We start from the raw sequence: 22,356 nt of genomic DNA on the forward strand, positions 1-22,356 counted from the left end.
TTACCAGTGGTAAATGATTTCAAAACTTTTTACCCACAATATGACGCATATTGGAATGGGTGGCGCTTTTGGCTTCTACCTTGACCTCAAGCAAAGTTCATTATTTTTAGAGGAAACCTTATCACATTAGAAGGTGAAGTGCCTTCTGAATATACTGCAATTATACTAAAAAATACCCAAAAGCCAGTTTAGATGCGGTTGCGGTAATGCATGCGCATGTACTGTTGAAACTCAATCTCTCTGCGCCGCCGTTCGGCCTGTTTTCTTACCCGCCTGCTCAGCGCCCAGGTGAATAATATCCATACCCCAAATGCAACTATAAATGCCGGGAAAGGATTTTTCATATTCAAGGCAGACATAAACGCGGCTGTAGAGATCACACAAGTGCACGAAAAGTAAAATCCGGTTTTCATAATCAGTTTTTGAATATACTAATAACTTTAGTTGTTAGTAACTGTTTTTGCTTATTATTTTAGATTATTTTTAACGCTGTTGGTCCTGAGTGTACTGAACAATTTTAACGTCGTCTGTATTGGTATACTTAAACTACCCCTACTGGAAATGGAAAAAAGCCAGGAAAGAATCGCCTCCGTGGCATCATTTAGGTGTTTACCTAAGGCATGAGGGTCATGGTTTGAAGTATTCCTAACGGGCTAACTGCTGACCGTAGGTCTTTTGATGTTCCTTTGCTTCTTCTTTATTATGCCCAGGCTTATTGAATAGCGCTTCCAGGCCTTTGTACAGCATAAAGCTTACCCCTCCGTCGACGATGATCGAAGCAACAAGCGCGAGCTTATTCGATCGTACGCCCTGGCGGTCGGTTCCTGTAAACTGAATCGTCGTTTCGTCATTTAACTGAACTTCTTTTCCTTTTCGGTAGTGCTCTTTTTGTTCGTAAGTCAGCGGCTGGTTGTTGACGGTCTCAGGAATGATGATCTTGTCCGTGTCAGTGATGATAAACTCGTTTGTTTCCCTATCAAACTCGACGAGTATATCGAGCGGACTGTTGTCCCTGAAGATCGTTTTACTGATGTTCACGGTGTCGCCCCGCTGTAACTTTTCAGCTTCTACATCGGTAAGGTACTCAGGGTATGGCGCTTCTTTGTAGATGGGATGGATGCGCAGTTCGAGGCTACCATCGCTTGCCGGCTGCACAGAAAGTTTGGCATCCAGCGCGGGGATGTGCACGCCCTCTGCCTGCAGGTTCTCCAGACGGATAATACCGGTTCGACGGCCGGCAAGCAAGGCCTGCAAATCGGTTTCCTGTAGATTGATGCCCTTATTGTTGCTAAGCCCGAGGCGGGCGATATCAGCAAGTGGCAGCTCATGCTGCTCATACAATTGTGTTGTCATTGTGGTAACTGTTAGCGTTGTAATTGGTTGTCCGGAGCCACTTCTCTTACCGGCTGGTCGTTCTTGCGATCAATATCAGCAGGTTTGATCCGTGCATCGAGCAAGGAGGCATATAAACCGTTCTTTACACCCACTTTGATCTTCTGGCCAGTATTAAGATCCTGTACTTCGGCTGTTCTGTTTTTATGCACATTAAGCACTTCGTAACGGGTATCTTTATACCCGATCACCTCACCTTTTTCCAGATACTTTGAGACAGGAAGACTTGCTGACTGCTGCTGCTCAAGTTTGCGTTCAAAGGTTAGCAGGTAGTCGGTGATTTTTTGCGCATCAGTTGAAGCCTTGTGCAGTTCAAGCGGGTCGTGCCGAAGGATCCTGATCCAGCTGTCAACGTATGCCGCATGCTGCCCAAAATCGTGACCGATGTTCAGCGCGCTGCCTACCATAAGGGAGGAGATTTCGGCCCGCAATTCTTCTTTGGCGTATGCTTCGCTGCCGAAGCCACCGCCTAACGGGCGGTCGAGACGGGATTTATGCCCGGTCCAGTGACCGAGTTCATGTAGAACGGTCGCATAATATTTCGCGGCGGAATCGAACTGTTCTTTTTGTGGCACAGCGATAAAGTCGTAGCGCGGACTGTAAAAAGCCTCGTTACCGCCATGGCGAAGCTCGGCGTTACTTTGCTTTATGATTAACTCGGCGCGGTCTATGGGCGACCAGATTTGTTCGGCCTGCGCCTGCTGATACACTTGGCGCCAGTCAGGTATCCCGCGGATCTGCTCGCCATTAAACACCCATGCTTTTGTGATGACAGGTTTATCGAGTTTTACCGAATGCATTTTCACCCTGCCATTTTCATCAAGCTGTTTTTCGCCGCTAGTGTTAAGGACAGGCTGTAGCTCATTTGTTTTAACAAAATTAATGAGAACGGCCTTAGCGCCTTTTTCAACGGACCAATTGGCGCGCGATGCCTGGTTAAGTGTTAGCCAGCGCGGATCACTTCTTCCCTGCATGGCCAGCCAAAGGGCGTTCATGCCGCGATAGTTATTACCCGTGGTCGGGTTAACCGGCGTTATGAAACCGGCCGTGTGGTCATCCGTCCATGGGTGCTGAAAGGGTGAGGTACCTTTTTCAAGCGCGTCGATCAGCTTTTCGGCGATCTGTTCGTGCAGTGCTTTGTTATTCATTATTTTCGTCTCCTTCCCAGTCTGCCATTACCTGGTAGGCATCATCGATGCTTCCAATATCAAAGAGTTCGGCTTCGGCAGGTGTAAGCGCCATCTCGGGCATGTTGATCAGCAGCCGCAGCTTTCTGGTCAGCGAAACCTCTGTAGTGTAATCCATAAAAAAATTAAGTAGTTGTAGTTCAGGTGAACTGCTGGACAATGGCTTCCACCTCACTGTGGATTCGTGCAAAGTTCTGTGTCAGGGTTTGTTCTTTGTCATCACCGAAGTCGTAATACACCGGCAGTTCCCGGTAACCTGCTTCCTCAGCAGCGATCGCTTTCCGGTCTAAATGGACTTTGCAGTGCACAGCGGCCGTTTCAAACCGCCCCGTAAAATCGTCGGCGTCCGGTGCGAGCAGACCAACCATTTGCCCGGCGCCTAAAGAGGCGATTTTGCCTGCTGGTATCAGCGCTTCCAGTTTTTCGCTGAGCGAGGTGGATGTTTTGTTGCGGTCGATGGACAGGCTTTCAGCCACCTGGTTGGATTTACCAAACAGCCTTTCAAGCCATTCAAGGGTGTCCTTATTGCGTACTGCGCCCGAGAGGATGTTGCCGACCACAGATGTAATCGTTTCCGCTGTGTCGCGGCTATACTGCTGTTTCAACATCGGCAATTCCTGCAGGCCAAGCAACACTGCGGACAGGTTCGATCTGGCCTGCGAAATAAGATGCTCGATCTTGTGCGTGTACAGGCTTGGCGCTTCGTCAATGATCAGACCAACAGGATGATTTCCGCGGGTGTTGATCAGTTGCGTGACGCGGTTAACGATGACCGAGTAGCTTGCGGAGTTAATGCTCTGAGTCCGCGGATCGTTTGCCAATATCAATATTGCAGGGCTTTCTTTAGACGACACCTTCAGGTTGAAGTCGTCGCCTGAAAATACCCAGAAACTTTCCTTTGTGGCGAGGCGGCTGATAAAGATCTTGAGGGTGCCGACCTGTCCTTCGAGCTGCGGGAATGCCCGCTGCTGATAGGCGCTGCGAAAGGGCGACAGCAAAGACGCCAGTTCGGGCATGGAAAACAAAGCATTGAAGATCTCCTCATAAGAGCGGTTCAGAAATGCCAGCACATGCGGAAAGCTTGAGTACTTGCCAGCGTCGTACTTGCTGAAAAAGTAGATGCAGGCGGAAAGAAAGTTGATGGCAGACTGCGTAAAAAACTGATCGCTGCCACTGGAGCGGTCGCCCTTTTTCATCGCTTCGACAAGTCCTTCTGCGCTTTCGGAGGCGTCTGCCAGCGTGCGCAAGTATTCCGCCTTCCATGGATTGACCCGCCTGCTCTTCTCCACCTCGTTAAGGTTAACAACATGAAAGCTAAAGCCGGCGCATTTACCCTGTTTGTGGGCAAGCAGGTGGTGGTAATAAGCGATCCGGCCAAGGTCCGGGTATTTGAAGTCATAGATCACGGCACAAAACTCTTTGGCGATCATCTGCCGGATAAAGCTGTTGACGATACCATAACTCTTGCCTGAACCGGGTACACCAAGCAGCAAGGTACCTCGAAAAGGATTGACGATATTGATCCATCCTTTACGTACCCGGTTCTTGTAGTAGAACAGCATGGGAATGCAGACAGAATATTTGGTATCTATCTTCGTCTGTGGCTGCTGAAAGCTCTCCCGCTCAGTATTCCATTTATCCTTGCCAAAGCTGGAACGGATCATCTTTGAAACGTTGTCCATGGCAAGGCTGGTCAGCAAGGCGCCAAACAACGAACAGGACATATACACCAGATCAGTCCAGTTGGTATAAGGCAGTATGATGACCGACACCCGTCCACAAAAGAAGATGCTGCCAAAGAAGAGCAGCAGGCCGGTACACAGCGGAGAAATGATTTGCCGCTTTGGTTTAAGATCCCTGTCCTTCCTGGAAAGCGTCCCAATACTTACCAGACAGATCAGCAGAAAGGTCAGCAGTTTGCTGTACAGGAGGCTGTCATAGACCGGTATCGCTTTGATCCTTGCCAGCGCATGAACGAAAATACCCCAAAACGGTGCATGCAGGTAAACGAACAGCACAGCCTCCAGCGCTACCGAAAAGTAGATAGCGCATTGCAGGAAGCCGTGCAGCTTTTGGATCTCGCGTGATTCCTCCATATGCTTAGTTGGCCGGGATCAGGTCAGCATCCAGTAATGCCTGGTAAGGTATCCGCATGGTGAGAAAGCGGCCTGAAAGCTGTTTCTCGCTGAGGTTGACCGTAAGCAGTTTGTTACCCGGGTAAGTGAATTTTTTAAACACGAAAATATTGCGATAGTATTTTCGGAAAACAGAAGTGTTAAACAACGTAAACTCTGGCTTTATTTCCAGCGTTTGCACAGTAGTCGCCTTGCTGATCTTTTTATCCTCGATCCTGAAGCGCAGTTCATCGATGCCAAAGGTCAGGTTTGTCCGGTTCTCGAACCCGATATCAAGGAACACATAATCACCAAAAGTATAAATGTGGTTGACCATACCTTTTAAGTTAAAGGCCTGCTCAGAAGTCATCGCCTTCCGGGGTTTTCGTGAGAGCAGTTTACATGCATAGCTTCTAAGTTCTGCGGTGCTCAAGATTAAGCGAGTGATGTCGAGCGGACGGCAATGCTCCGGCAATACGTTGACTTGTGTAGTCACTGTTCCCTGGGGCAATATATGGTACTGTGCAATAAACTTCTCGCCTGTGATGGTAACCACCGCGTCAGCAGGCAGCGAGACACCAGCAGAATCATTGCGGCGTATCCGAAGTATGTTATTTACGGGCAGATCTCCGATAATCGCTTTGTCAGAAATGTCCACGTAGGTTATGGGTTCTGGGGATATAAAATGAACCGTCATGTTTGCCGGGAGTGCGACAGCGGGAAGCTCTTCTTTTGAGATCCCACCTGTATGCTGAGCAATTGCCCGGGCAGCAGTCATGGCAATGACTGCTATGCAAATGATGAATCGTGACATAAATAATTAATTGGTTGAGATGAGAAAGATGTAAGAGTTGTATTTGATCTTAGCCCTGTTCTTACGTATGGCGTTGGCGATGGCTGATGAGGTAGACTGGAACACTTTGTCGAGTGTACTCATGAGGAACTGGCTTTGTCCGCTGCCGTCGATATTAATACCCTGCATAGCATTGCCGCCGAGTTCTTTTGTAAAGTCACGAAAAGTGGACTCGGGCACGTAAAGCCCAGCCAGCCCGTCCTGATCGTAAACTTCCAGCTTAATGGGCAGGATCTTCCCTTCCTGAAGCACTGATTCCACCGTAAGGCTTACACGCTGTCCGGTGAACCCGGTGACCAGCGCGTACAGGTACGTGTCCTTTTTCACGAGGATTTTGCCCGCTGTAATGTCCTCGAGCAGGCGTAAGCGTATGCGCGATCCCGCATAACCGGTAATATCTTAATCGATAATGGCAGTAATGAACTGCTGTTCCTTTCTTGCTGCGATAACGGTATTGAAGCCCGGAGAACTGCTGATGGCTTTCGCGACCGGGAGCGGCGGATTTTTCAATTGGGCTTCAGTCCGGTCTGCCAGGGATTTCTCGCGCTGCTTAGCCACCTGGTACTCCGGGTCAGCCGCCTTGCTGAGGCTGTCCATATAGGCCATCTGCGCTTTAAAGAGCGTCATCGGATCGGGCGGTTCCCGCTCTTTTACTCCGTGATCAGCAGGCACGCTGACTGCTGCAGGCGGTTGATATAGCGGAGCCAGGGGCGACTCAACAGCAGCACCGGCCTGGAAGCGCTGTTTGATAGCCTGATCAATGGAATCGAGCGTCTTTTCTTCCACAATCGGGTTAACAGCGGTGGAGCCATCGGCTTCCTTATACGTGTTACGGTACGCATCCAGCTTATCAGACAGGCGTTTGTCGCGGATATCCGGCGATACGTCACCTACGCTGGTTTGAATGCCGGGCGGCTGATCTTCCATCACCGGTCGCTTTGCACTGCTTTTATATACATAAAAGAAAAGGTACAGGAAGGGTAGGAGTATAAGCGGGAGGATATACCTGGGTTGTTTAAAATTGATCTTCATGGTTTTAATTTTAATTGCCCGTCGATCTCGTTCATCCGGTCGAGCGCGTGTTCGAGTATGAGGCTGTCCTGTGCGCTTAGATGGTTTTTATGCAGCAGCCTTTCAACGGTGCTTTTCAGCCGGTAGGTCTCCTGTAAGGCATCTGTTGTTTCCATGATCTGCCCGAATCCGCCAAGCGGAGAGAATGCGTTCTTTTGAACCGGCTGGTTGGTCTCAACCTTATCGTTGACATTGTGCAGGGTATCTGTAAACATGAAAGCTGCCGAAATAAGGATAAGCGCCACCATAAAGACATACACCATCTTAGGGTATTTCAGGATAAAGCTTTGAAATGCTTCGCCGGCTTTTGTGACGTATTTGCCGAACTCGTTTCTGACCTCGTCAAAAACCGTCCGTGCGGGATCGCGGTCAGAACGAAGCTTTTTGAACATTATCGAGGTCTTTGTTTTCAAGGGTCTTCCAGTTGGTGATGAGCACCCCATGCGGGTTGTTGTCGCTGCGCGGGATATCTTTCAGGTAACCTTCGGTGATGAGCGAACGGATAACGGTGGCACTCCGGCGGTCAATCTTTAGTCTTCCGTAGAACCGGAAGTACTTCCGTGGGATGTCCAGCGCAATGGAATCTGTCTGCAAGGTCAATACAGAACTCGAAGAGAGGATAGAGTTGAAGTAGCCGTTCTCTTTCAGGTTATTTACCTGTTTCGCCCCTGACTCATCAATGAGATACATCGCTTTTTTTAGTTCATATTCAATGTATTTGTCGTCGGGAGTCAGCGAAAAGAAGATAGCGTGGAAGAGGTCGATATGCGCCCGGTACTCGGCAGGGCGGTTCATTTCGACATCTGTTTGTTTAGCGAGTACAGGTATGTTATTATCCAGTATGTACACGCTTTTCCGGGCATTCGATACCTGCCGGTAGGCAAAGCTGCAGGCGCCTACTGAGATGATAACGGCGGCCGCGAGGCTTCCGAGCGCGACGAAAGTGGCAAGACGGATTTTGGTTTCGATGTTTCTGATCATACAGTAATCATTAGTGATTAAAAAATGCTGCCTGCTGCACGTTTGGCGGCACCAAGAACCGTTGAGGCGTTACGGCCGAAGCTTGATGAAGCCGAGGTTATTCCCGATGTGGAGATGATCCAGGTGGATATGCTGGGTACGGTGAACATACAGATGGCACCGATTAGGAAAACCACGATCACGGTTCCGAATGACAGAACGCCGTTCCCGGCAAACCATGCCATCTTTTCAAGGTTAGCGTTGGAACCGTCAGCGCCGATCAGTTCCTTATACTTCATGATCTCGGAGGTAAGCGCATATTTCTGCATCAGCGAACACAGGTACATAATGAGGTAACCAATCCCGGAATACAGGTTGACGGACACAAAACGGGCGATCCAGGTGCTGAAGCTATCCCGGAACGCCGGTAGAATACTTACCGCAACGGCAAAGGGGCCAAGGATAACCAGCAGGGAGGAGTAAATGATCTGGATCATAAAGATGATGTAAACGGCAATGCGGAGAATCCAGATGCCCAGTAGTTCAAGCAGTTGCGTCATGAGCAACTGCATGCCAACGGCCAGCCGGTTTTTCAGCTCCATTATGGGCGTTACAACAGTGGAAATACCTTCTTTGACAGAACTCGTCACAGATTCCCATGCACGGCCGTACCAGCTGTCAGACTCCTTCTCGGCGACTTCAGTCTGCGCCTGGTAGGTGTAAAGCGCATTGGCGACCTTCATCATATAATCGGCGCGGGTATAGCGCAGATTATTGACGTTGGTTTGCTCGCTGTTGAACATCTCCTCGGTTTTAAGCGCGACAAGATCAGTCGGGAAGGCGACGACTTTTGCAAATGCACTCCACCACATGATGACCATGACGAGTCCGAACGGACGTAGCAGCGGCATGATTTCCAGCTGCTTATCTCCCGCCATCATTTCATAAGAACGGATAGCGAAGTAAATGATCATAAAGATAGCTGCAAGCGCTTTGGCGTCGGTAATAAACAAGTCGAAATGCGTCCAGATGCTGTCTTTAAGCCCTTTGAGGAAGACCATCATCCCTTCTTCATAGACGCCGTTTCCCTGTAGGAATTCGAGCGATTTTTTGTAATCAGTATCCATACCTTAGTATTTACGGTTTTTGAGCACCTGCTTTGCAATTTCGACGTCAGCGTACGGGCTCCAGCCATCGGCTTTAACCTGCATGGACTTTACCCGGCTTTGCCGTTCCAGCATGTCGGCGTTGTGCACCCCGTTGGCGGTGCGCGTACTCCATGCCGCTTCCAGCTGACGGTACTGCAACAGCAGGCGGTGCCAGGCTATGATACGTGTGCCGCGATCAAGGTTGACGGACCGCGCCGCCAGGAGCCGTTCTTTGAGCGAGGCCAGTTCAGCGGTATACCAGTCGAAAAGGCCTTCACAGACGACCTTTGTTCTGATGGCGGTCGGCAGCGGCAAAAGCACCGCCTCGGGCGACCACTCGAGCACCGGCCTCAGTTCACGGCTATAGTAGAGCAGCCACAAAGGATCAAAGTCACTTAGTGCACCGGATTGACCGGCGATCTCGGAAAGCGCGGTGTTCCTGATGCCGTCGGACTGCTTTTTATATTCGTTGCTGGTGTTGTTCATGGCACCTGCGAGTACAAGCCGCTGTGTCTGCGGCCCGGAGGCGCTCAACGGCCGCAGATCTTTTTTCTTATAGGAGGGCATCAATCCCCATGTTGCCCAGTAATAGGGATTGACACCGAGCAGCCCTGCAGTGGGCTTAAATTTATTCTTGTCCCATTGCTTAAAGACCATACGTTCCTGCTGGTAGCGCATGGCTTCGTCCTTTATCATTTTCTGAGAGAACACCTGCTGCCATAAAAGCAGCGGTGTCAGGATTATTAAAAGAAGACTTTTCATTGATGTAAGTATTTGGCGTTTCTGATAATGTCACTGACCATTTGTTTATCGGTATTGATGTAAGCGGCGAACGGATTGAGAGAAGCGATGATGCCGCGTTGTTTCGCCCAGAACATGGCTTTCCATGCGCCATAGGCAAGCGCGCTGATGATCCGCAGCTCTTTGATGACCTCCTGCATCAGCTGATCACGGGCATTAAAATCGGCAAGCATGTTGCCGCCCTGTTTCAGAATGACCGCGGAGACATCAGTGACAAGCCGGGTCGCTCTTGCGCGGATCTCGCTTCCCATGTCTTGCGCGAACAAAAGTAAGGCGGGATCGGACCTTGCCAGCGTTGTCGCCTGATCGCTGTAATGGGTAATGTCGGCGACGAGCGAACCGAGCTGCCTGAAGGCCAGGCCGTTCTTCAACGCGGAGTTCACATTTGAAAGGGCCTCATAAATCATCGTCTGTGCCAGCGCGACGGTACCAACGTTAACATTGATCGTCTTCAGGTTGTCATTGATCTTCTCGAGGTACTGCTTATGGGTAAGTTCAGCAGCCTGCCGGACGACCGCGTTTTCATTAACGGCAGTAAAATGCCCCCTGTCAAATACTACCCGTTGAGCAAAGGCGGCACATGACGATGCCAACAGCAAAACAATTAAGATTCTTTTCATTGCTTTAACAGTTTGGCATTTCGGATGATCTCAGTGGCGACAGACTTGTCGTGATCGATATAGTTTTGAAAAGGGTTTGATGAGCGCATCGCCGCTGCGACGTTGGTATATTGGAATTCGCGGAGCATGTTACCTGACATGTCCTGGAGGAGCGAAAGTTCGGACAATACAAAATCGAAAAGGATTTTACGGTCGGCGGCCTTCATCCGGTTGACATCACCTATAGTAAGACAAAGGCCGGTCACATAAGTGAGCAGCCGGTATGCTTTATCTGCAAAAGCTGCCTCCGAGCGGTACGCGAGCGACATCAGCACAGTATTTTGTCGTGCCAGCCGCAGCAGTTCCTGCTGGTTAACTGCAATGCGGCTGACCATGCTTTGCGCCTGCAGGCCGATGTTGGCTATATTGACCAGTGTGCCTAGCGTATGGAACCGCTGCTGCAGATCATGGTAGGTGGCGCCGAGCTTTGCCAGCAGTGTTTTGTTTGCCGCTTCATTGGCAGTGGTGACCGACTGCCGGTCGCGCGCACTGACCTGCAGTTTATACTCAGATTTGGAGTCACCGGCCAGCTGCCAAAGTCCCGGTATATTCAGCGCGCTTTTTTGTGCACAGGCCGCGGATGCTGCCATCATAGTAAGGAGGAAAACCAAAACCTGTTTCATTTCTTAAGATACTTGGCTTCGGATAATACCCCGTTAGCAATCTGAACGTCGACATTCACCCATTCGTCGAAAGGGTTGAGTGAACGCCATATGCCGCGCATCTTTGCCCAATACATGGCGCGTTCCATGCCATAGGCAAGACCGCGGAGTATGCGCATTTCGGAAGCGATGTGGTTGATCAGCTTTGTCCGCTCACCCGAGTCCATCAGGTTATTCCTGCCCCCCTGTAATGCGGAAGCACCTACCTCCAGCGCGAGGGAGGTGGCGCGTGACCGGAACTCGCGGGCGCCTTCTTCAGCGAACAGTAAGAGCACGGGATCGGACCGGGCGATCATAACCGCCCTGCCGACATCTTCGACAATCCCGATACCGATATCGCTGATTTCCTTTACGGTACTCAGGTTACGCACGATAGACCCTACTTCGCTCAGGCCTTTAAAATTTTGTTTTGCAGGTCGTTTACAATTGTCAGCTGGCCGGATACCGCGAGCTGCCCGCGCTGTATGGCAGTCAGGTTATTGTTGGTGGTATTAAGCTGGCCATTGATAGCAGAACTATGGGCAAATATGGCAGAAGATGTTGCCGGGTCTATATACAGCACCTGTGCAGAAGCATAACCAGCGCAAGCGAAGAACAGTAAAAGAAAAAATAGTTTTTTCATAAAATTAAGTTGAATGATTAACCGGATGTCCCGCCTTGTTGACAACAGATATAAAGGCATGGAGCGGAAGACCGCTAGTCTTCATATCACGTACAAACGCATCAAGGCCGGCCGGATAGCTTTGAAAGTGCAAAGTGTAGATACTTACGGCTGACTTTTCGGGCTTTTCGGTGGTATAGGTGAGGTACTGTTCGATGGAAACTTCGACGCCGTACACTTCACCTATGGAGCCACGGCGGATATATACTTCTTTGAAACGGTCACGTCCATCGCGGTTATCCAGTTGGTTGATGGTAAAGATTTTTTTGCGTTCGGTTTCACTGATCGCCAGCAACGCCGCGATTTCATCGTAATTATCTTTAAACTTGGTCTGATCGAGCAGGCAGATTGTATCGGAATTGTTGATAATACTGTCTTTGACAATAGGGTTACCAATGATGTCCCCCAGTTCCTGTGTGACCACGATCGCTTCTCCCCAAAACTTACGGACCGTTTTGTAAAGAAATAATAAGTAGCCTCCCATAAGTGGGCTGGCGATCGCTTTCCAGGCCTCCTCCACTATCAGACATTTGCGCTGGCTGCTGCGGTGACGCATTTTTTGTATGAATACGTCCATAATAATCAGCGTTACAATCGGAAAGAGGATCTTCGACTCTTTAATATTATCAATCTCAAACACGACAAACCGTTCGCTGAACAGTGACTGATCTGCATCCTCGTTGAGGATCGTCCCGTACTCACCGCCTTTGCAGAACTTTTTGAGCACAAAGCGGAACTCATCCAGGTCGAAAGAAATTTTTTCCTGTTGCTTTATCTGCGGTATCCGTTCCAGTGCAAACTGGTAAAAGCCATCAAATCCCAGCTTGCTGCCGAGCTGTTGTGAAAAGGCTTGCGCATAATATGCGCTGATAACCTGGCTGATCACATCACTCTCGACGGTTGTTACCTGGCCATCGGCTCCCTTCCAAAGCAGGAATATCAGCGTAACGAGAAAATCCTTTTTCTCGATATTGTATTCTGAGGCAGTAATGGCAAAGGGATTCATGGTGATCGGACACTGCTCTGTGTACGTAATATATCTGCCGCCGAAATACTCGCACAGACCGGAGTATGAATGCCCGGTATCAACGATCACGACATCCATATTGTAGGCCATATATTGCTCGATCAGGGCGTTCATAAAAAAGCTTTTGCCGGAACCTGACGGACCCAGAACAAAACGGTTGCGGTTGTTGATCCGTCCCTTGCGCATAGGGAGGTCGGACGGGTCAATACCTACCGGTATACCGCGCCTGTCGGTAAAGCGGATGAGGAAGTCAGATGATTCATCCTCAAGCAACCGTTCCTTAAAGAAAAAACACAGGGCCGCATCGCAGGTGGTGAGAAACCAGTCGTAGGATTTCAGTTCAACAGCGTTGCCGGGCAAGATGGTGCGGAACAATTCGAGCTGGTTATAGGCGTTTTTGCTGATAACGATACCCTGATTGAAAAGGGCGCTTTCCACAAAGTTTGCCGCCCGCTGCATCCTTGCCTGTTCCGCGGCAATTACGATGTTGAAATGGCAGTTGACCAGTAACTGGTTATCACGGGCCACATCGTTCAGCAGTGCGTCGATATCTTCCACGCAAAGCAGGTTAGCCGGATCGGGAATACCGGAATGCCGCTTCCGTTTAAGCTCAAGTTTTTTAAGCATGTCGGGCTGTGCCGGGATATCGAACACCTGGTTGAAGATGATCGTCTCACAGTCAGGTACGTTCAGCAAGAAGCTCATAACATCTGTGGGAAAACCGCGTAATGCATCCTTGTCATTCCGTTCGATGTGAGTGCCAATTTTTTGCGGGAGGTCAATATTATCGGTATCCACAAGGGTAAGGGATCTAACGGAACGGGTGCCCATTTTCAATTCAGTGTCACCGGGCAGTATGTTATCCAGTGCAAGCGGGCTGTCACCGAAGTTCATGCAAAGCATTTGTTTGACCAGCCGGTTCACTTCCTCTTCCATCAGTAATACAGGCGACATTCCTGATGCTTCCAGCAAATCGGTCACTTTACCCAGCACCTGCCTGAATGCATTGATCTCTCTCGGGTCATATGTATAAAAGCGCCCTTTTCTTACCTGACGTGAAATACACATATACGTTTGCAGGATAACCTGTTCGCGTCCCTCAAAGTGCCCGTTATATTTCTGCCGCAGATATTCATTCACCGGTTTGGAACGGTATGCCGTGTGACTGAAAACATCCAGTTTCTGCAGGAGATAACCGTTGCCGATGGTTTTTACGATTGCGGTAAACAACTGGTGAAACTCATCATAGGCAGATGCGGAAGCTCCGTAAGGCATAACAGGATTTACTAGGCGTAGTACAACGGAATATGAACCGTCCGCGCCGTAAATCAACGGCAGGTTCTCGTACTCGTCCATGCCGATATACGGCAGCTTGAACACTTGTTTAAGTAACATGTTTCCCCCTTTTTGTCAAGTTAACCCGATGAACCTGTACTGCGGACGTACGCGACTTATCGCTAAGCCCCTTCTTCTGCCGCTGAGCAATGGCGATCAGTCCTCCGGCTATGATGGCGGCAAGCACGACGACGCCCGCATACATATTGACGAGCGCCATAACGAGCGCACCGGTGACCAGCCCGGCAAGCAGGCAGCCGACACCATAATAGATGAACTTGCCTTTGAAACCGCGAAAGACAAGGGGCCGCTGAAGCCCCTTGTAAACCGGATACTGTCTTCCCATCAAAGGCCAAAGAAAGCTTTGATAACCAAAGAAGATACGACGAGGAATACACAGCTGCCGCCCCAGCCCATAAGCTCTTTATTGATATCCTGGTCGCCCGAGTTCCACTTGGAATAAACGCGGATGCCGCCAACGATTCCGACGATACCGCCAATAACCAGTGAGATATTGGTTACGGGGCCAACGTACGTCTTAAGCGTTGTCGTTGCAGTATTCAGGCCGGTTACGCCGCTTTGGGCAAATGCCTGCACCTGTGTAATGAGCCATATTATGGCCAGTAAGAACCATGGTTTTGTACTTTTCATGTTTGTTAACTAAATAAGTGGATAAATGAAATTAGGGTCACAGGCCGTAAAGAAACCTGATGAAAGTGCCTGCAAGCACCATGAATAACGAGGCATAGAACCAGGCGGCTACATCTGAAGTAATCCGTTCACGCCCCATCTGCCAGTTATGATAAATGCGCAAGGCACTTAAGATGCCAAAGATGGCGGCGAGAATATACGCGCAGCTGACAGCAGAGAAAAAAGAACGGCTGAGATCGCTGCGGACCTGCGCCATTTCGGAAAGGCCCGGTTGTACCAGTATGATAAAGACAATCATAATGATTAAAAGCTTACCGGCCTGGTATAGATAATCGCCTCTTCGCGCGCGAGGGTGAACAGGCTTTTCAGGGTCACGCCCCCGCTGCTGATCACATCTGGCTGTGCCTTCTGCGCTGGTGTTTCAATCGGTGAAACGACCTGCGGGATCTCCTCGCCCGGAAAGGTCAGTACCTCACTCATGGCTTCGCCGGTTTTATTGTGCTGTAAACGGCGGTTGTCGAGCACAAGGATAACAAGATAATAGCATATGTAAAGACTGGATATCCAGCCTGTAAATTGTATCCAGGTCATAGGTCAAGGTTTTGAATGTAATCTTTGATGATGTCTGTAAGTTCCGGATGTGTGTCAAAGAAATGGCGGACGGAAAAAGCAATAAAGCGGTTCAGGTCGACGCCCGTTGCCAGCTTGAAGTTGTTCATGGCCTTAACCGTTTTCGCGTCGAAACGGACATGCACCATGTTTTTGTGCAGGGCGGTGTTGAACATCCTCATTTGTTCGAGTATAGCAGGAACGGCGGGCGGCTCGCGGGCAGCCGGCCGTATTGCAGGTGGATTTGGCGAACCGCCCGCGATCTTGGACCGCAGCTGGTCGGCAAGACTTTTGATCTCACTCATGATGTAAATGGATTAAATAGTGCTGGTAGATGTGTTCAAATACAGGGCGGATCACCGGCAAAATGGATGGCAGGGTCATAAAAGTGCTGGTGCGTTGGAAGTCAATCCTGTCCGGTACCGGCAGTGTTACCTCACCGAACTTTGTCAGTTGTTCGTTAACGTCAGCAAGCGTTTCATACTTTACGTTCGCCTTTATGCGGTTAGGGATATAGATAATGACAGCGTTGTCATTGATCTTGCGGAGAACGACTGAGAACAATATGGTCGACCGGAAACTGAACTCGTCGTAAGCGAACGGGCAAATGACCAGATCGGCAGCGCGAAAGACCGGCAGCAGGCCGTCGTCGTCGAGTTTGCCGGGAAGATCAATAAGCACGACCTGGTCGTTACTGGTTTCAATGGTGTCCCGTATAAGCGGGTATTCGTCGAGGGACGCCGGAATGACCTGGTACGGCTCGATGTTCTCCAATACCTTTGTCGTTTCGAACTTTTGATAAAGCGATTGCTGGTAGTCCATATCGATAACGGTTACCATGCAATGTCTGTCGATAGCGAGGTAGTTTGCCAGCAGTAATGTTAATGTACTTTTACCGGCGCCGCCTTTCTGATTGCCGATAAGTATGACCATGAAAATTGAGTTTTAAGGTTAACGTGTGTTCATCCCGACCTGCCGTTTCCGGCGTCGGTTAGGGCCGTGAATGGCCTCGTCATCGATATCGTCAGCGATACCAATGCGATTAAAGTCATCGTAAACGACAGGTTCATCATAGTAATATTCACCATCAAAAACAGGTTTGAAGCTGCTAAGCTGGACAATTTTTTCGCTCTCCCTGTCAGCTGATAAAACGGACAGCAGCATTTTTAGCGGCATAATCTCGCTGCCTTTGAAGACGGCTCTGCGCGCATGGTCAATTACGGTATACCCATAAGCAGGTTTGCCGTCCTTCGCATGATAAATCAGTTCGATGCCAAACTGCGAATGGAGCTTTTCGGTAAAGTTTTCCCCACCAGCGCGCAACAGTTTATGAAAGATAGCGGTCAGCTGTGCTGCCCTGACCTTATCATACGCGGACAGGCGCTTTTCGACGATATCGACCGGCACGCGTTCCTGTACACTACCAAATTTGATCAGCGATAACTGGTCGGCGATGGTTTTTACGACATAGCCTTTTCTTTCAAGGAGCAGAGCGAATTGTGCTTTCGTTGAAAAACGGTAAGCCAGTGCCTTATGCAGCTCGGAACTTACCGTTTGTTTCTCATTCAGGCCGATAACCCGGTTCAACGAGCGTACCGCACGCATATGCTCGTATGCGCTGCTAATCTTCCTGCCATCAGCGGTGACCCGTGTGGACACGATGTGCACGTGGTTGTTATCCGTGTCGTTGTGATAGACGATGAGATATGGTTGTTGGGCGTAACCCATTTCAGCAAGCCATTGAGTGGCAATGCCTGCGAGTTCAGCCGCGCTGTATGTTTTGCCTTTGCTTGAGATGACCGCATGAAACTGGGGCGCGCTGACGCGCTTATTCCGTGCTGAATGCATTTTCAGGTAATGCTTATAATCTTCCGGACGTAAGGTACTTAGCGCTTGAAAGGCGCCGAAGTTGGCCACTTTCATCAATTCACCCTTTCCGCGTCCTATCTTGCCGGTGTTGTAGCTGACGCCGTTGAAGGTGGCTGCAGAAGAAAGGATCCGAACGATCATATAAGACGCTTTGTAACAAGTTATATAGTTATATAGCTATATAACTATATAACTATATAACGGGATATAGTCATTTACCCATCCTGCGCACAACCTGCCGTAAAGTCACTTCCAGACTTTTCTGCTTCGCCTGGTAGTGTTCCATCAACAGCAGGAACCGCTCGGCGACCACAGGGGACAAAATCCCTTTCAGATTAAGCAGGTTTGCGTACCGGGCCAGCTGATTGATATTGTTGCCGGTCCTGCCCAGTTCAATACCGATGCTGTGCAATTCGCGGATCAGTTCGGCGGCGTTGACGATAATGGCTGCCGCTTCTTCAAGTACCCGTTTTCGTACTAATTCAGTTTTGCTGATGCCGAATGTCTTTTCCATGGCGAGGATAAGTGCATACTCCTCTTCAGTGAAACGTGCATCGATCTTTTTATTCCGGTGGCCGCCCTCAAGCTTTGGCCGGCCCTGTAGCCTTGGGATTTTTGCCATAAGATAACGAGTCGCGAGTTTGACACCTTAACGTAGGAGCGGTAAGGCAAGGGACTTTTTGTCGGACAAAAAGACATCTTGCCGCCGCAGGAAAAATAAACGGTTTTTTGCATGCGCTGATGAAAGGATTGGCGAGTTTTTCAGCTTATTGGTATGCCTATCGGCTGTGCGTCAATTCTCTCACGGCCAGTTTTTAACAAAAATCGATGGGAACGTCCCATGCATCGTTAGTGGTACTGTAGGGCAGGTCAATAAAACATTATGCCGATGATTGGAAGGCATTTCATTCATAACTTCCAGGCCTATATGCTGTTTAAGTACTTTGGAGATGTCATGCGCCTCCTAACGATTAAGGGAGCTGCCTGAGAAAACCTGCGCTGTACGTGCCCGTGACAATTTTTCCTGCTGCATAATTTTATCATTGTAATCATTGAACCCATCATATACCATCGATTTGTCACGGGCGTAGGGCAGTTTTTTGATAAGGTCTTTTGTGGCCAGCACACCCTGGTTATCCCGGTCGAAGTAAATGTTAATGTCGGGGTAGTTGATCGCCTCTTGCCTTGCGATGCCAAGCATGGAGAGTGAGTTGAGCACGATGACGCTGTCGTCGGCGAGGACGTTTTCCGTCCTCCAACTGAGGTAATTGATAAAGCCTTCGAACATGGCCAGCTTCTTCTGGTTGCCGGGCAGGCGTGTGATTGATTTATGCCCGAGGCAGCCTTTGAAATACTTATTCCGAACTTCCCAACCGCCGAGGCTATTCTGCCACCCTGCTGAAAAATAACGCCGGCGCTGGCCGCTGCTGTTTTCGATATAGTAATACACTTCCTTCATATCCTTGCGGGCCATTTCCAACACCCCGCGGCTTTTCAGGTATCCCGTTATAGCCGGATGGCTGCCAATAGGCTTGATCTGTTCAACGACATAATTTGGAATTTTTTCGGAAAGGTGCTTGCGTGGCAGCGGCAATGAAGCAAGACTGAGAAGGCTTTTGTCTTGTAGCTTTAGTACCACTTCATGGAAGGTGAGTTCTTGCCAGAATGCGAGTCCGAAATCAATGATGTTCCCGCCTTTTCCTGTTCCGTGGTCGAACCACACCCCGAGCGCATCATCAACAGCAAAGGATGGCGTATGATCGTCATCCCTGAGCATGCTGACATAGAAGTGTTCTTTACCTGTCTTTCTCACCGGTTTGAATCCGAGCCGCTCCAATAGTTCATTGATGGACGCGCGCTCCTTCAGGTCTTTTGCGTTTAGTAAACTTGACATAATATTGTAATATTTAAAGTTGGAATTGCTGCACCGGCAGCGGGTAACGGTCCCGAGGTTATTCGCTACTGCCGGTTAATATTTCGGGACTACCCACGTCGGTTCCTACGAACCGGACTCTCGTCTGCCTATGCGTTTTCGGTATGTTGATGCCATCTCACCTTCGCAATATTTCCGGGTGCTAACCGGATAATGTTTCATCCCCGCATGTCAAAGATCTTGTCATGGCGTAACCGGATAACCCGGTAATGCCATGACCCAAAATTCCGTCGAACGATGGAGATTTTTTCAGTAGCCATTCGTACTACCGAACGATTTTTTTTGGCCATCAAGGAATTGAGTTTGACCTCTTCCCGAAGCTGAATAGTCCCGGCTACCAACGTAAGCGGTGGTAATTCATGTTTTTTTCGGTAGTTTTCGTACTGACGAATGCGGGGCCGGGGCTTTCGCCGCGGCCCCGCTCATCATGTGTCGCCGAAATCATCCTGGATTTTTCTGGAGACCGCGGCCTTCATTTGGTCAAGGAAGCGTGTCAGGCTGCGGATCTTTCGCCTGCCGATTTCAGCAAATCGTTTGGAAGCAACTCCTATGCGTACCTGCAGGCTATCTTCAAGCCAGCAGATGATCTGATTGAGGCTGGCGCTGCCGTTGTTAACCTGCCCGGTAAGCCATAACCCGTAGGCCAGCTCTACCACGTTGATTACTTCCCCCGTCCATATCAGCTGGGATTGCTCCTGGCTACCCGGACGATTAACCGGCGACTGTAACCGGTTGATTTCGCCTACCAGTTCTTCCTGTATCAGCTCATAGGCGATAAACCTGGCGAACAGCTCACTGACGGATGTAGAGAATGCTGCTGACCTATCGGGGATGATCGGTGTGGCGCTGTAGGATATTTGCTGCCGGAAAAACAGATCATCCAGCTCATGGAAACCGTTCCGGTAATACTGATAGTGGAAGCCATGCTGACGGAAATAGGTTTTAATAGCTTCTATTTCGTCTTCCAGGTAGCTGACCTGTGAAGCAGGTGTGCCAATAGGCTTGTTGACTGCAATGCGGTAGCGAAGTTGTTCTTCCACAAGGGAGGCGACCAACTGTGGCCGGATCTCACGGAAGACTATGATCTCGTCCTCGGCTGCCAGTGCGGGGTTTTCATTAAGGTAGCGCTCCAGTTGCTGCAGGGCGGGATTGATGACCGATAATGCCTCTTGGAGGCGTGACAATGGCTCAGCGGATCGGCTGACGGCTTCAATACGTTGCCTGACCTTGCCGGGCAGGGCTTTAATTATTGTATTCATATGCAGGGGATTTGATGTGTCGAAAGCCGGAAAGGTGAGGGAAGTATCACCTATGAAATTGGGCAAGAAATGCAGTGTCGTGTCGAATGTTACCGACCATCTTCAGCATGCGAGTATGCCTGTTGCGGATCACAGCATGCTATAATATGCATTCGGCGATGGTAATCCTCCAGGGCGATAACGCCCTGGAAAAATTTCGGCAATTCGGTGTACAGCCTGCCGGTAAATACATAGATAATGAAGAGAAATGTCACAATAGACGGGCCACCGAAAAGTTTTTCCTGCGCGGGCAGGGTGACCAACAGCATACTTATCCCGAACAGGTCTATTATTACCTGGTTACGCCTTTCGGTAGCTTTGAATGCGCGCTGGCATCTGTCGAGCACAGCCACGCGCCGTTTATAAACAGCGGGAGCCGTTGCGTTACGCCCGGAGGCAAACGCGGTATCTGCTATATAGTTAAGATCGGCCAACTGCCGGTGGTTATACAAAAGGGCGTATCTTGCGCGCCATCGTAAGGACATAATGCCTGTAACATAAATTCCGATGACTGCAGGTATGTACCAGTTTGAGCTGCCTAGCGATATGATCAATACGGCCAGGAAGATCAGGTCCGGAAGAATAGTAGCTGTGAGCGAACGGAATGCCGCGGTCAACCGGGTTGGTTCGTCGGCAACTAAGGGGATTTCTTTGCTATGTTTAATATAATCAAATCCGGTCTTTAGCGCATCCTGAACGCGTTCCTCCGATCTCGACGTTAATGCATTACTAATCCATGCAAGAGCGGTCTTGGCAAGCGCAGCACTCCCTCCCAAAATCATGATCCAAATTATATAGTTATCCCCAGTCCGGATAAGTTTGTGGCCCAGTGTAAACGCAACGAAGACGGGCAGGGAAAGCAGCATATAAATGATAGCTGTCGTCAGTATTACCGGAAAGCGTCCGTGTAGCATAAAAAGGTCTCTAACGGACAGTGTTTTGCTGTAAGCAGTGTACCCTGCTTTCGTGTCTTTAACGACTAACACTGCATTTACTTGCCAGAATGCTTCCAGCTTTTCCCTGTCAAAGAATGAAATGTAGCCGGATGGGTCTCCGATCATATACTGCACAACACCCTTAGAGTAGCGTCGTTTATAATAGACCATAAAATGGGCACGCAATTCGTTTGAGACGTGTAGGATAGCAGGCAGTTCGAGGCGCTCAAGGTCGTCTATTTCTGCCTTCAGGCATGTTGCGTTCATACCAGCCAGCCCTGCCGTTCGTTTGAGGTCAAGCAGCGAAACACCTCCTTTATCAGGCGGTAATAGGTTAAGCAGTTCGTTATACTTGATGTTAATGCCGAGATAGCTGAGCAGACTTTGCAGGGCGGCTTGTCCGCAGTCGTTGCTCCCCAGCTGCGGCTGGAAAGCTTGACGGATGTGACGGAAGTGATCCATGGTGATCATGTTATGCGTTTGACAAAAGAGTTAACCGTAGAAAAGAAATTAGCAACCACCAGATTAACAGGGCCGGCAGGTAAGCCCGGACGACCAGTTGCAGGCAACGATCGAATGTCCCGCCGGATACGTGCCGGATGCCTTCCGCCAAAAGATACCAGTACGCCACTTCGAAAACGCTCAGTGTTTCCAGCAGGCCGGTCAGGTAAACATTTGCTGTTGGAAAGAGCATGGCAAGCGACAGGGGATGAAACCCCTGCCAGTCCTGCAGCGTTCCGTTTGTGTAAGCCATTTTAAACCAGATCAGCTTTACCACCGCGCCGACGAAAAAGCTGACTTCAGCGAAAAGTACAGGGCGTAAAATTTTTTTAAAGCTAACCGGCAGATCAAGCAGGTAAGCTCCTGCGTCCAGGGCACAGCTGACCGCCAACACCTTCAGTACGAGCAGTATTTCGCTGGTTGCGGACGCCCAGCGCTGTATATTATAATAAATCGCAAAGTGATAATGTTCTCCGCCAGTGCCGAAGCCGCTTCGCTCGAACATGGCAGGAGTGAGGACGAGGCGCCCGGAAATCCAAACGAGGACGGGCGGTGCGGCAAGGCAAATGATTGCAGGGAAATTTGTGTATATTGCTTTTAAACGCATGGCAGGCTGTTTTTTCTCCAAAAATCTGTAGCCATCGTGCCGAAACCTATCAATTATAGATATAAGTTATTAGGAGGAGTTAT

At 49.6% G+C, this 22,356-nt stretch carries 29 protein-coding genes; all 29 read right to left on the reverse strand.

Annotated features, from left to right (window positions below; genetic code table 11):
• Nucleotides 1–188: 188 nt before the first annotated feature.
• Nucleotides 189–413, reverse strand: coding sequence for a hypothetical protein (locus EOD41_RS14775; RefSeq protein ID WP_127706286.1), 225 nt, complete (start codon nt 411–413; stop codon nt 189–191).
• Between the two features lie 232 nt (nt 414–645).
• Nucleotides 646–1,353: a DUF4099 domain-containing protein gene (locus EOD41_RS14780; RefSeq protein ID WP_127706288.1), complete on the reverse strand. Its 708-nt coding sequence runs from the start codon at nt 1,351–1,353 to the stop codon at nt 646–648.
• Between the two features lie 11 nt (nt 1,354–1,364).
• The gene (locus tag EOD41_RS14785; protein ID WP_127706290.1) at nt 1,365–2,540 is read right to left on the reverse strand and encodes an ArdC family protein; all 1,176 of its coding nucleotides are present in this window, start codon (nt 2,538–2,540) and stop codon (nt 1,365–1,367) included.
• On the reverse strand, nt 2,533–2,697 hold the full coding sequence (locus tag EOD41_RS20765; protein WP_164849943.1) for a hypothetical protein: 165 nt from the start codon (nt 2,695–2,697) through the stop codon (nt 2,533–2,535). The genes EOD41_RS14785 and EOD41_RS20765 overlap by 8 nt, the downstream gene beginning before the upstream one ends.
• 22 nt (nt 2,698–2,719) lie before the next feature.
• Complete coding sequence (locus EOD41_RS14790) at nt 2,720–4,675, reverse strand: type IV secretion system DNA-binding domain-containing protein (protein ID WP_127706292.1); 1,956 nt, start codon at nt 4,673–4,675, stop codon at nt 2,720–2,722.
• Between the two features lie 4 nt (nt 4,676–4,679).
• Nucleotides 4,680–5,507, reverse strand: a complete 828-nt coding sequence (locus tag EOD41_RS14795) for a DUF4138 domain-containing protein (RefSeq protein ID WP_127706294.1) — start codon at nt 5,505–5,507, stop codon at nt 4,680–4,682.
• Between the two features lie 6 nt (nt 5,508–5,513).
• Nucleotides 5,514–5,942 carry a conjugative transposon protein TraM gene (locus EOD41_RS21050; RefSeq protein ID WP_262707679.1) on the reverse strand — a complete coding sequence of 143 codons (429 nt, stop codon included), beginning with the start codon at nt 5,940–5,942 and terminating at the stop codon, nt 5,514–5,516.
• A 3-nt stretch (nt 5,943–5,945) separates the two neighbouring features.
• Complete coding sequence (locus tag EOD41_RS21055) at nt 5,946–6,578, reverse strand: hypothetical protein (RefSeq protein ID WP_240663426.1); 633 nt, start codon at nt 6,576–6,578, stop codon at nt 5,946–5,948.
• Entirely contained in the window at nt 6,575–7,009 is a 435-nt protein-coding gene (locus EOD41_RS14805; protein ID WP_127706296.1) for a hypothetical protein, read from the reverse strand. Before EOD41_RS14805 ends, EOD41_RS21055 begins: the two co-directional genes overlap by 4 nt.
• Nucleotides 6,987–7,598, reverse strand: a complete 612-nt coding sequence (traK, locus tag EOD41_RS14810) for a conjugative transposon protein TraK (RefSeq protein WP_127706299.1) — start codon at nt 7,596–7,598, stop codon at nt 6,987–6,989. The genes EOD41_RS14805 and traK overlap by 23 nt, the downstream gene beginning before the upstream one ends.
• A 17-nt stretch (nt 7,599–7,615) precedes the next feature.
• On the reverse strand, nt 7,616–8,704 hold the full coding sequence (locus EOD41_RS14815) for a plasmid transfer protein (RefSeq protein WP_240663428.1): 1,089 nt from the start codon (nt 8,702–8,704) through the stop codon (nt 7,616–7,618).
• 3 nt (nt 8,705–8,707) lie between these two features.
• Entirely contained in the window at nt 8,708–9,487 is a 780-nt protein-coding gene (locus tag EOD41_RS14820) for a hypothetical protein (protein ID WP_127706301.1), read from the reverse strand.
• Nucleotides 9,484–10,146 carry a hypothetical protein gene (locus EOD41_RS14825; protein ID WP_127706303.1) on the reverse strand — a complete coding sequence of 221 codons (663 nt, stop codon included), beginning with the start codon at nt 10,144–10,146 and terminating at the stop codon, nt 9,484–9,486. Before EOD41_RS14825 ends, EOD41_RS14820 begins: the two co-directional genes overlap by 4 nt.
• The gene (locus EOD41_RS14830; protein ID WP_127706305.1) at nt 10,143–10,808 is read right to left on the reverse strand and encodes a hypothetical protein; all 666 of its coding nucleotides are present in this window, start codon (nt 10,806–10,808) and stop codon (nt 10,143–10,145) included. The genes EOD41_RS14825 and EOD41_RS14830 overlap by 4 nt, the downstream gene beginning before the upstream one ends.
• The gene (locus EOD41_RS21060) at nt 10,805–11,218 is read right to left on the reverse strand and encodes a hypothetical protein (protein ID WP_240663429.1); all 414 of its coding nucleotides are present in this window, start codon (nt 11,216–11,218) and stop codon (nt 10,805–10,807) included. Before EOD41_RS21060 ends, EOD41_RS14830 begins: the two co-directional genes overlap by 4 nt.
• A gap of 17 nt (nt 11,219–11,235) precedes the next feature.
• Nucleotides 11,236–11,469, reverse strand: a complete 234-nt coding sequence (locus EOD41_RS21065) for a hypothetical protein (protein WP_240663431.1) — start codon at nt 11,467–11,469, stop codon at nt 11,236–11,238.
• 4 nt (nt 11,470–11,473) lie between these two features.
• The gene (locus EOD41_RS14840; protein WP_127706307.1) at nt 11,474–13,930 is read right to left on the reverse strand and encodes a TraG family conjugative transposon ATPase; all 2,457 of its coding nucleotides are present in this window, start codon (nt 13,928–13,930) and stop codon (nt 11,474–11,476) included.
• Nucleotides 13,920–14,216: a plasmid transfer protein gene (locus tag EOD41_RS14845; protein WP_127706308.1), complete on the reverse strand. Its 297-nt coding sequence runs from the start codon at nt 14,214–14,216 to the stop codon at nt 13,920–13,922. Before EOD41_RS14845 ends, EOD41_RS14840 begins: the two co-directional genes overlap by 11 nt.
• Nucleotides 14,216–14,521, reverse strand: coding sequence for a DUF4134 domain-containing protein (locus EOD41_RS14850; protein WP_127706310.1), 306 nt, complete (start codon nt 14,519–14,521; stop codon nt 14,216–14,218). Before EOD41_RS14850 ends, EOD41_RS14845 begins: the two co-directional genes overlap by 1 nt.
• A 37-nt stretch (nt 14,522–14,558) precedes the next feature.
• A complete protein-coding gene (locus EOD41_RS14855) occupies nt 14,559–14,819 on the reverse strand; it encodes a DUF4134 family protein (RefSeq protein ID WP_127706312.1) in 261 nt (86 codons plus the stop codon).
• 5 nt (nt 14,820–14,824) lie between these two features.
• Nucleotides 14,825–15,112 carry a hypothetical protein gene (locus EOD41_RS14860; RefSeq protein WP_127706314.1) on the reverse strand — a complete coding sequence of 96 codons (288 nt, stop codon included), beginning with the start codon at nt 15,110–15,112 and terminating at the stop codon, nt 14,825–14,827.
• Nucleotides 15,109–15,435: a hypothetical protein gene (locus tag EOD41_RS14865; RefSeq protein WP_127706316.1), complete on the reverse strand. Its 327-nt coding sequence runs from the start codon at nt 15,433–15,435 to the stop codon at nt 15,109–15,111. The genes EOD41_RS14860 and EOD41_RS14865 overlap by 4 nt, the downstream gene beginning before the upstream one ends.
• Entirely contained in the window at nt 15,428–16,063 is a 636-nt protein-coding gene (locus EOD41_RS14870) for a ParA family protein (protein WP_127706318.1), read from the reverse strand. Before EOD41_RS14870 ends, EOD41_RS14865 begins: the two co-directional genes overlap by 8 nt.
• A gap of 18 nt (nt 16,064–16,081) precedes the next feature.
• Nucleotides 16,082–17,140, reverse strand: a complete 1,059-nt coding sequence (locus EOD41_RS14875) for a relaxase/mobilization nuclease domain-containing protein (protein ID WP_127706320.1) — start codon at nt 17,138–17,140, stop codon at nt 16,082–16,084.
• Between the two features lie 70 nt (nt 17,141–17,210).
• Nucleotides 17,211–17,621 (reverse strand): plasmid mobilization protein, encoded by a 411-nt coding sequence (locus EOD41_RS14880; RefSeq protein ID WP_127706322.1) that lies wholly within the window; start codon nt 17,619–17,621, stop codon nt 17,211–17,213.
• A gap of 342 nt (nt 17,622–17,963) precedes the next feature.
• Nucleotides 17,964–18,893, reverse strand: a complete 930-nt coding sequence (locus EOD41_RS14885) for a CHC2 zinc finger domain-containing protein (protein ID WP_127706324.1) — start codon at nt 18,891–18,893, stop codon at nt 17,964–17,966.
• A gap of 464 nt (nt 18,894–19,357) precedes the next feature.
• Nucleotides 19,358–20,191, reverse strand: a complete 834-nt coding sequence (locus EOD41_RS14890) for an RteC domain-containing protein (RefSeq protein ID WP_127706326.1) — start codon at nt 20,189–20,191, stop codon at nt 19,358–19,360.
• Nucleotides 20,192–20,280: 89 nt separating this feature from the next.
• Complete coding sequence (locus EOD41_RS14895) at nt 20,281–21,636, reverse strand: cysteine peptidase family C39 domain-containing protein (RefSeq protein ID WP_127706328.1); 1,356 nt, start codon at nt 21,634–21,636, stop codon at nt 20,281–20,283.
• Nucleotide 21,637: 1 nt separating this feature from the next.
• Complete coding sequence (locus EOD41_RS14900; protein ID WP_127706330.1) at nt 21,638–22,294, reverse strand: hypothetical protein; 657 nt, start codon at nt 22,292–22,294, stop codon at nt 21,638–21,640.
• Between the last annotated feature and the right edge of the window lie 62 nt (nt 22,295–22,356).

Source organism: Mucilaginibacter limnophilus, from assembly GCF_004005815.1.
GTDB classification, from domain to species: domain Bacteria; phylum Bacteroidota; class Bacteroidia; order Sphingobacteriales; family Sphingobacteriaceae; genus Mucilaginibacter; species Mucilaginibacter limnophilus.

Bases quoted from the DNA above. Each gene is read 5' to 3' on its own strand.
- EOD41_RS14775 (WP_127706286.1), bottom strand. From the start codon at position 413: ATGAAAACCGGATTTTACTTTTCGTGCACTTGTGTGATCTCTACAGCC.
- EOD41_RS14780 (WP_127706288.1), bottom strand. From the start codon at position 1,353: ATGACAACACAATTGTATGAGCAGCATGAGCTGCCACTTGCTGATATC.
- EOD41_RS14785 (WP_127706290.1), bottom strand. From the start codon at position 2,540: ATGAATAACAAAGCACTGCACGAACAGATCGCCGAAAAGCTGATCGAC.
- EOD41_RS20765 (WP_164849943.1), bottom strand. From the start codon at position 2,697: ATGGATTACACTACAGAGGTTTCGCTGACCAGAAAGCTGCGGCTGCTG.
- EOD41_RS14790 (WP_127706292.1), bottom strand. From the start codon at position 4,675: ATGGAGGAATCACGCGAGATCCAAAAGCTGCACGGCTTCCTGCAATGC.
- EOD41_RS14795 (WP_127706294.1), bottom strand. From the start codon at position 5,507: ATGTCACGATTCATCATTTGCATAGCAGTCATTGCCATGACTGCTGCC.
- EOD41_RS21055 (WP_240663426.1), bottom strand. From the start codon at position 6,578: ATGAAGATCAATTTTAAACAACCCAGGTATATCCTCCCGCTTATACTC.
- EOD41_RS14805 (WP_127706296.1), bottom strand. From the start codon at position 7,009: ATGTTCAAAAAGCTTCGTTCTGACCGCGATCCCGCACGGACGGTTTTT.
- traK (WP_127706299.1), bottom strand. From the start codon at position 7,598: ATGATCAGAAACATCGAAACCAAAATCCGTCTTGCCACTTTCGTCGCG.
- EOD41_RS14815 (WP_240663428.1), bottom strand. From the start codon at position 8,704: ATGGATACTGATTACAAAAAATCGCTCGAATTCCTACAGGGAAACGGC.
- EOD41_RS14820 (WP_127706301.1), bottom strand. From the start codon at position 9,487: ATGAAAAGTCTTCTTTTAATAATCCTGACACCGCTGCTTTTATGGCAG.
- EOD41_RS14825 (WP_127706303.1), bottom strand. From the start codon at position 10,146: ATGAAAAGAATCTTAATTGTTTTGCTGTTGGCATCGTCATGTGCCGCC.
- EOD41_RS14830 (WP_127706305.1), bottom strand. From the start codon at position 10,808: ATGAAACAGGTTTTGGTTTTCCTCCTTACTATGATGGCAGCATCCGCG.
- EOD41_RS21065 (WP_240663431.1), bottom strand. From the start codon at position 11,469: ATGAAAAAACTATTTTTTCTTTTACTGTTCTTCGCTTGCGCTGGTTAT.
- EOD41_RS14840 (WP_127706307.1), bottom strand. From the start codon at position 13,930: ATGTTACTTAAACAAGTGTTCAAGCTGCCGTATATCGGCATGGACGAG.
- EOD41_RS14845 (WP_127706308.1), bottom strand. From the start codon at position 14,216: ATGGGAAGACAGTATCCGGTTTACAAGGGGCTTCAGCGGCCCCTTGTC.
- EOD41_RS14850 (WP_127706310.1), bottom strand. From the start codon at position 14,521: ATGAAAAGTACAAAACCATGGTTCTTACTGGCCATAATATGGCTCATT.
- EOD41_RS14855 (WP_127706312.1), bottom strand. From the start codon at position 14,819: ATGATTGTCTTTATCATACTGGTACAACCGGGCCTTTCCGAAATGGCG.
- EOD41_RS14860 (WP_127706314.1), bottom strand. From the start codon at position 15,112: ATGACCTGGATACAATTTACAGGCTGGATATCCAGTCTTTACATATGC.
- EOD41_RS14865 (WP_127706316.1), bottom strand. From the start codon at position 15,435: ATGAGTGAGATCAAAAGTCTTGCCGACCAGCTGCGGTCCAAGATCGCG.
- EOD41_RS14870 (WP_127706318.1), bottom strand. From the start codon at position 16,063: ATGGTCATACTTATCGGCAATCAGAAAGGCGGCGCCGGTAAAAGTACA.
- EOD41_RS14875 (WP_127706320.1), bottom strand. From the start codon at position 17,140: ATGATCGTTCGGATCCTTTCTTCTGCAGCCACCTTCAACGGCGTCAGC.
- EOD41_RS14880 (WP_127706322.1), bottom strand. From the start codon at position 17,621: ATGGCAAAAATCCCAAGGCTACAGGGCCGGCCAAAGCTTGAGGGCGGC.
- EOD41_RS14885 (WP_127706324.1), bottom strand. From the start codon at position 18,893: ATGTCAAGTTTACTAAACGCAAAAGACCTGAAGGAGCGCGCGTCCATC.
- EOD41_RS14890 (WP_127706326.1), bottom strand. From the start codon at position 20,191: ATGAATACAATAATTAAAGCCCTGCCCGGCAAGGTCAGGCAACGTATT.
- EOD41_RS14895 (WP_127706328.1), bottom strand. From the start codon at position 21,636: ATGATCACCATGGATCACTTCCGTCACATCCGTCAAGCTTTCCAGCCG.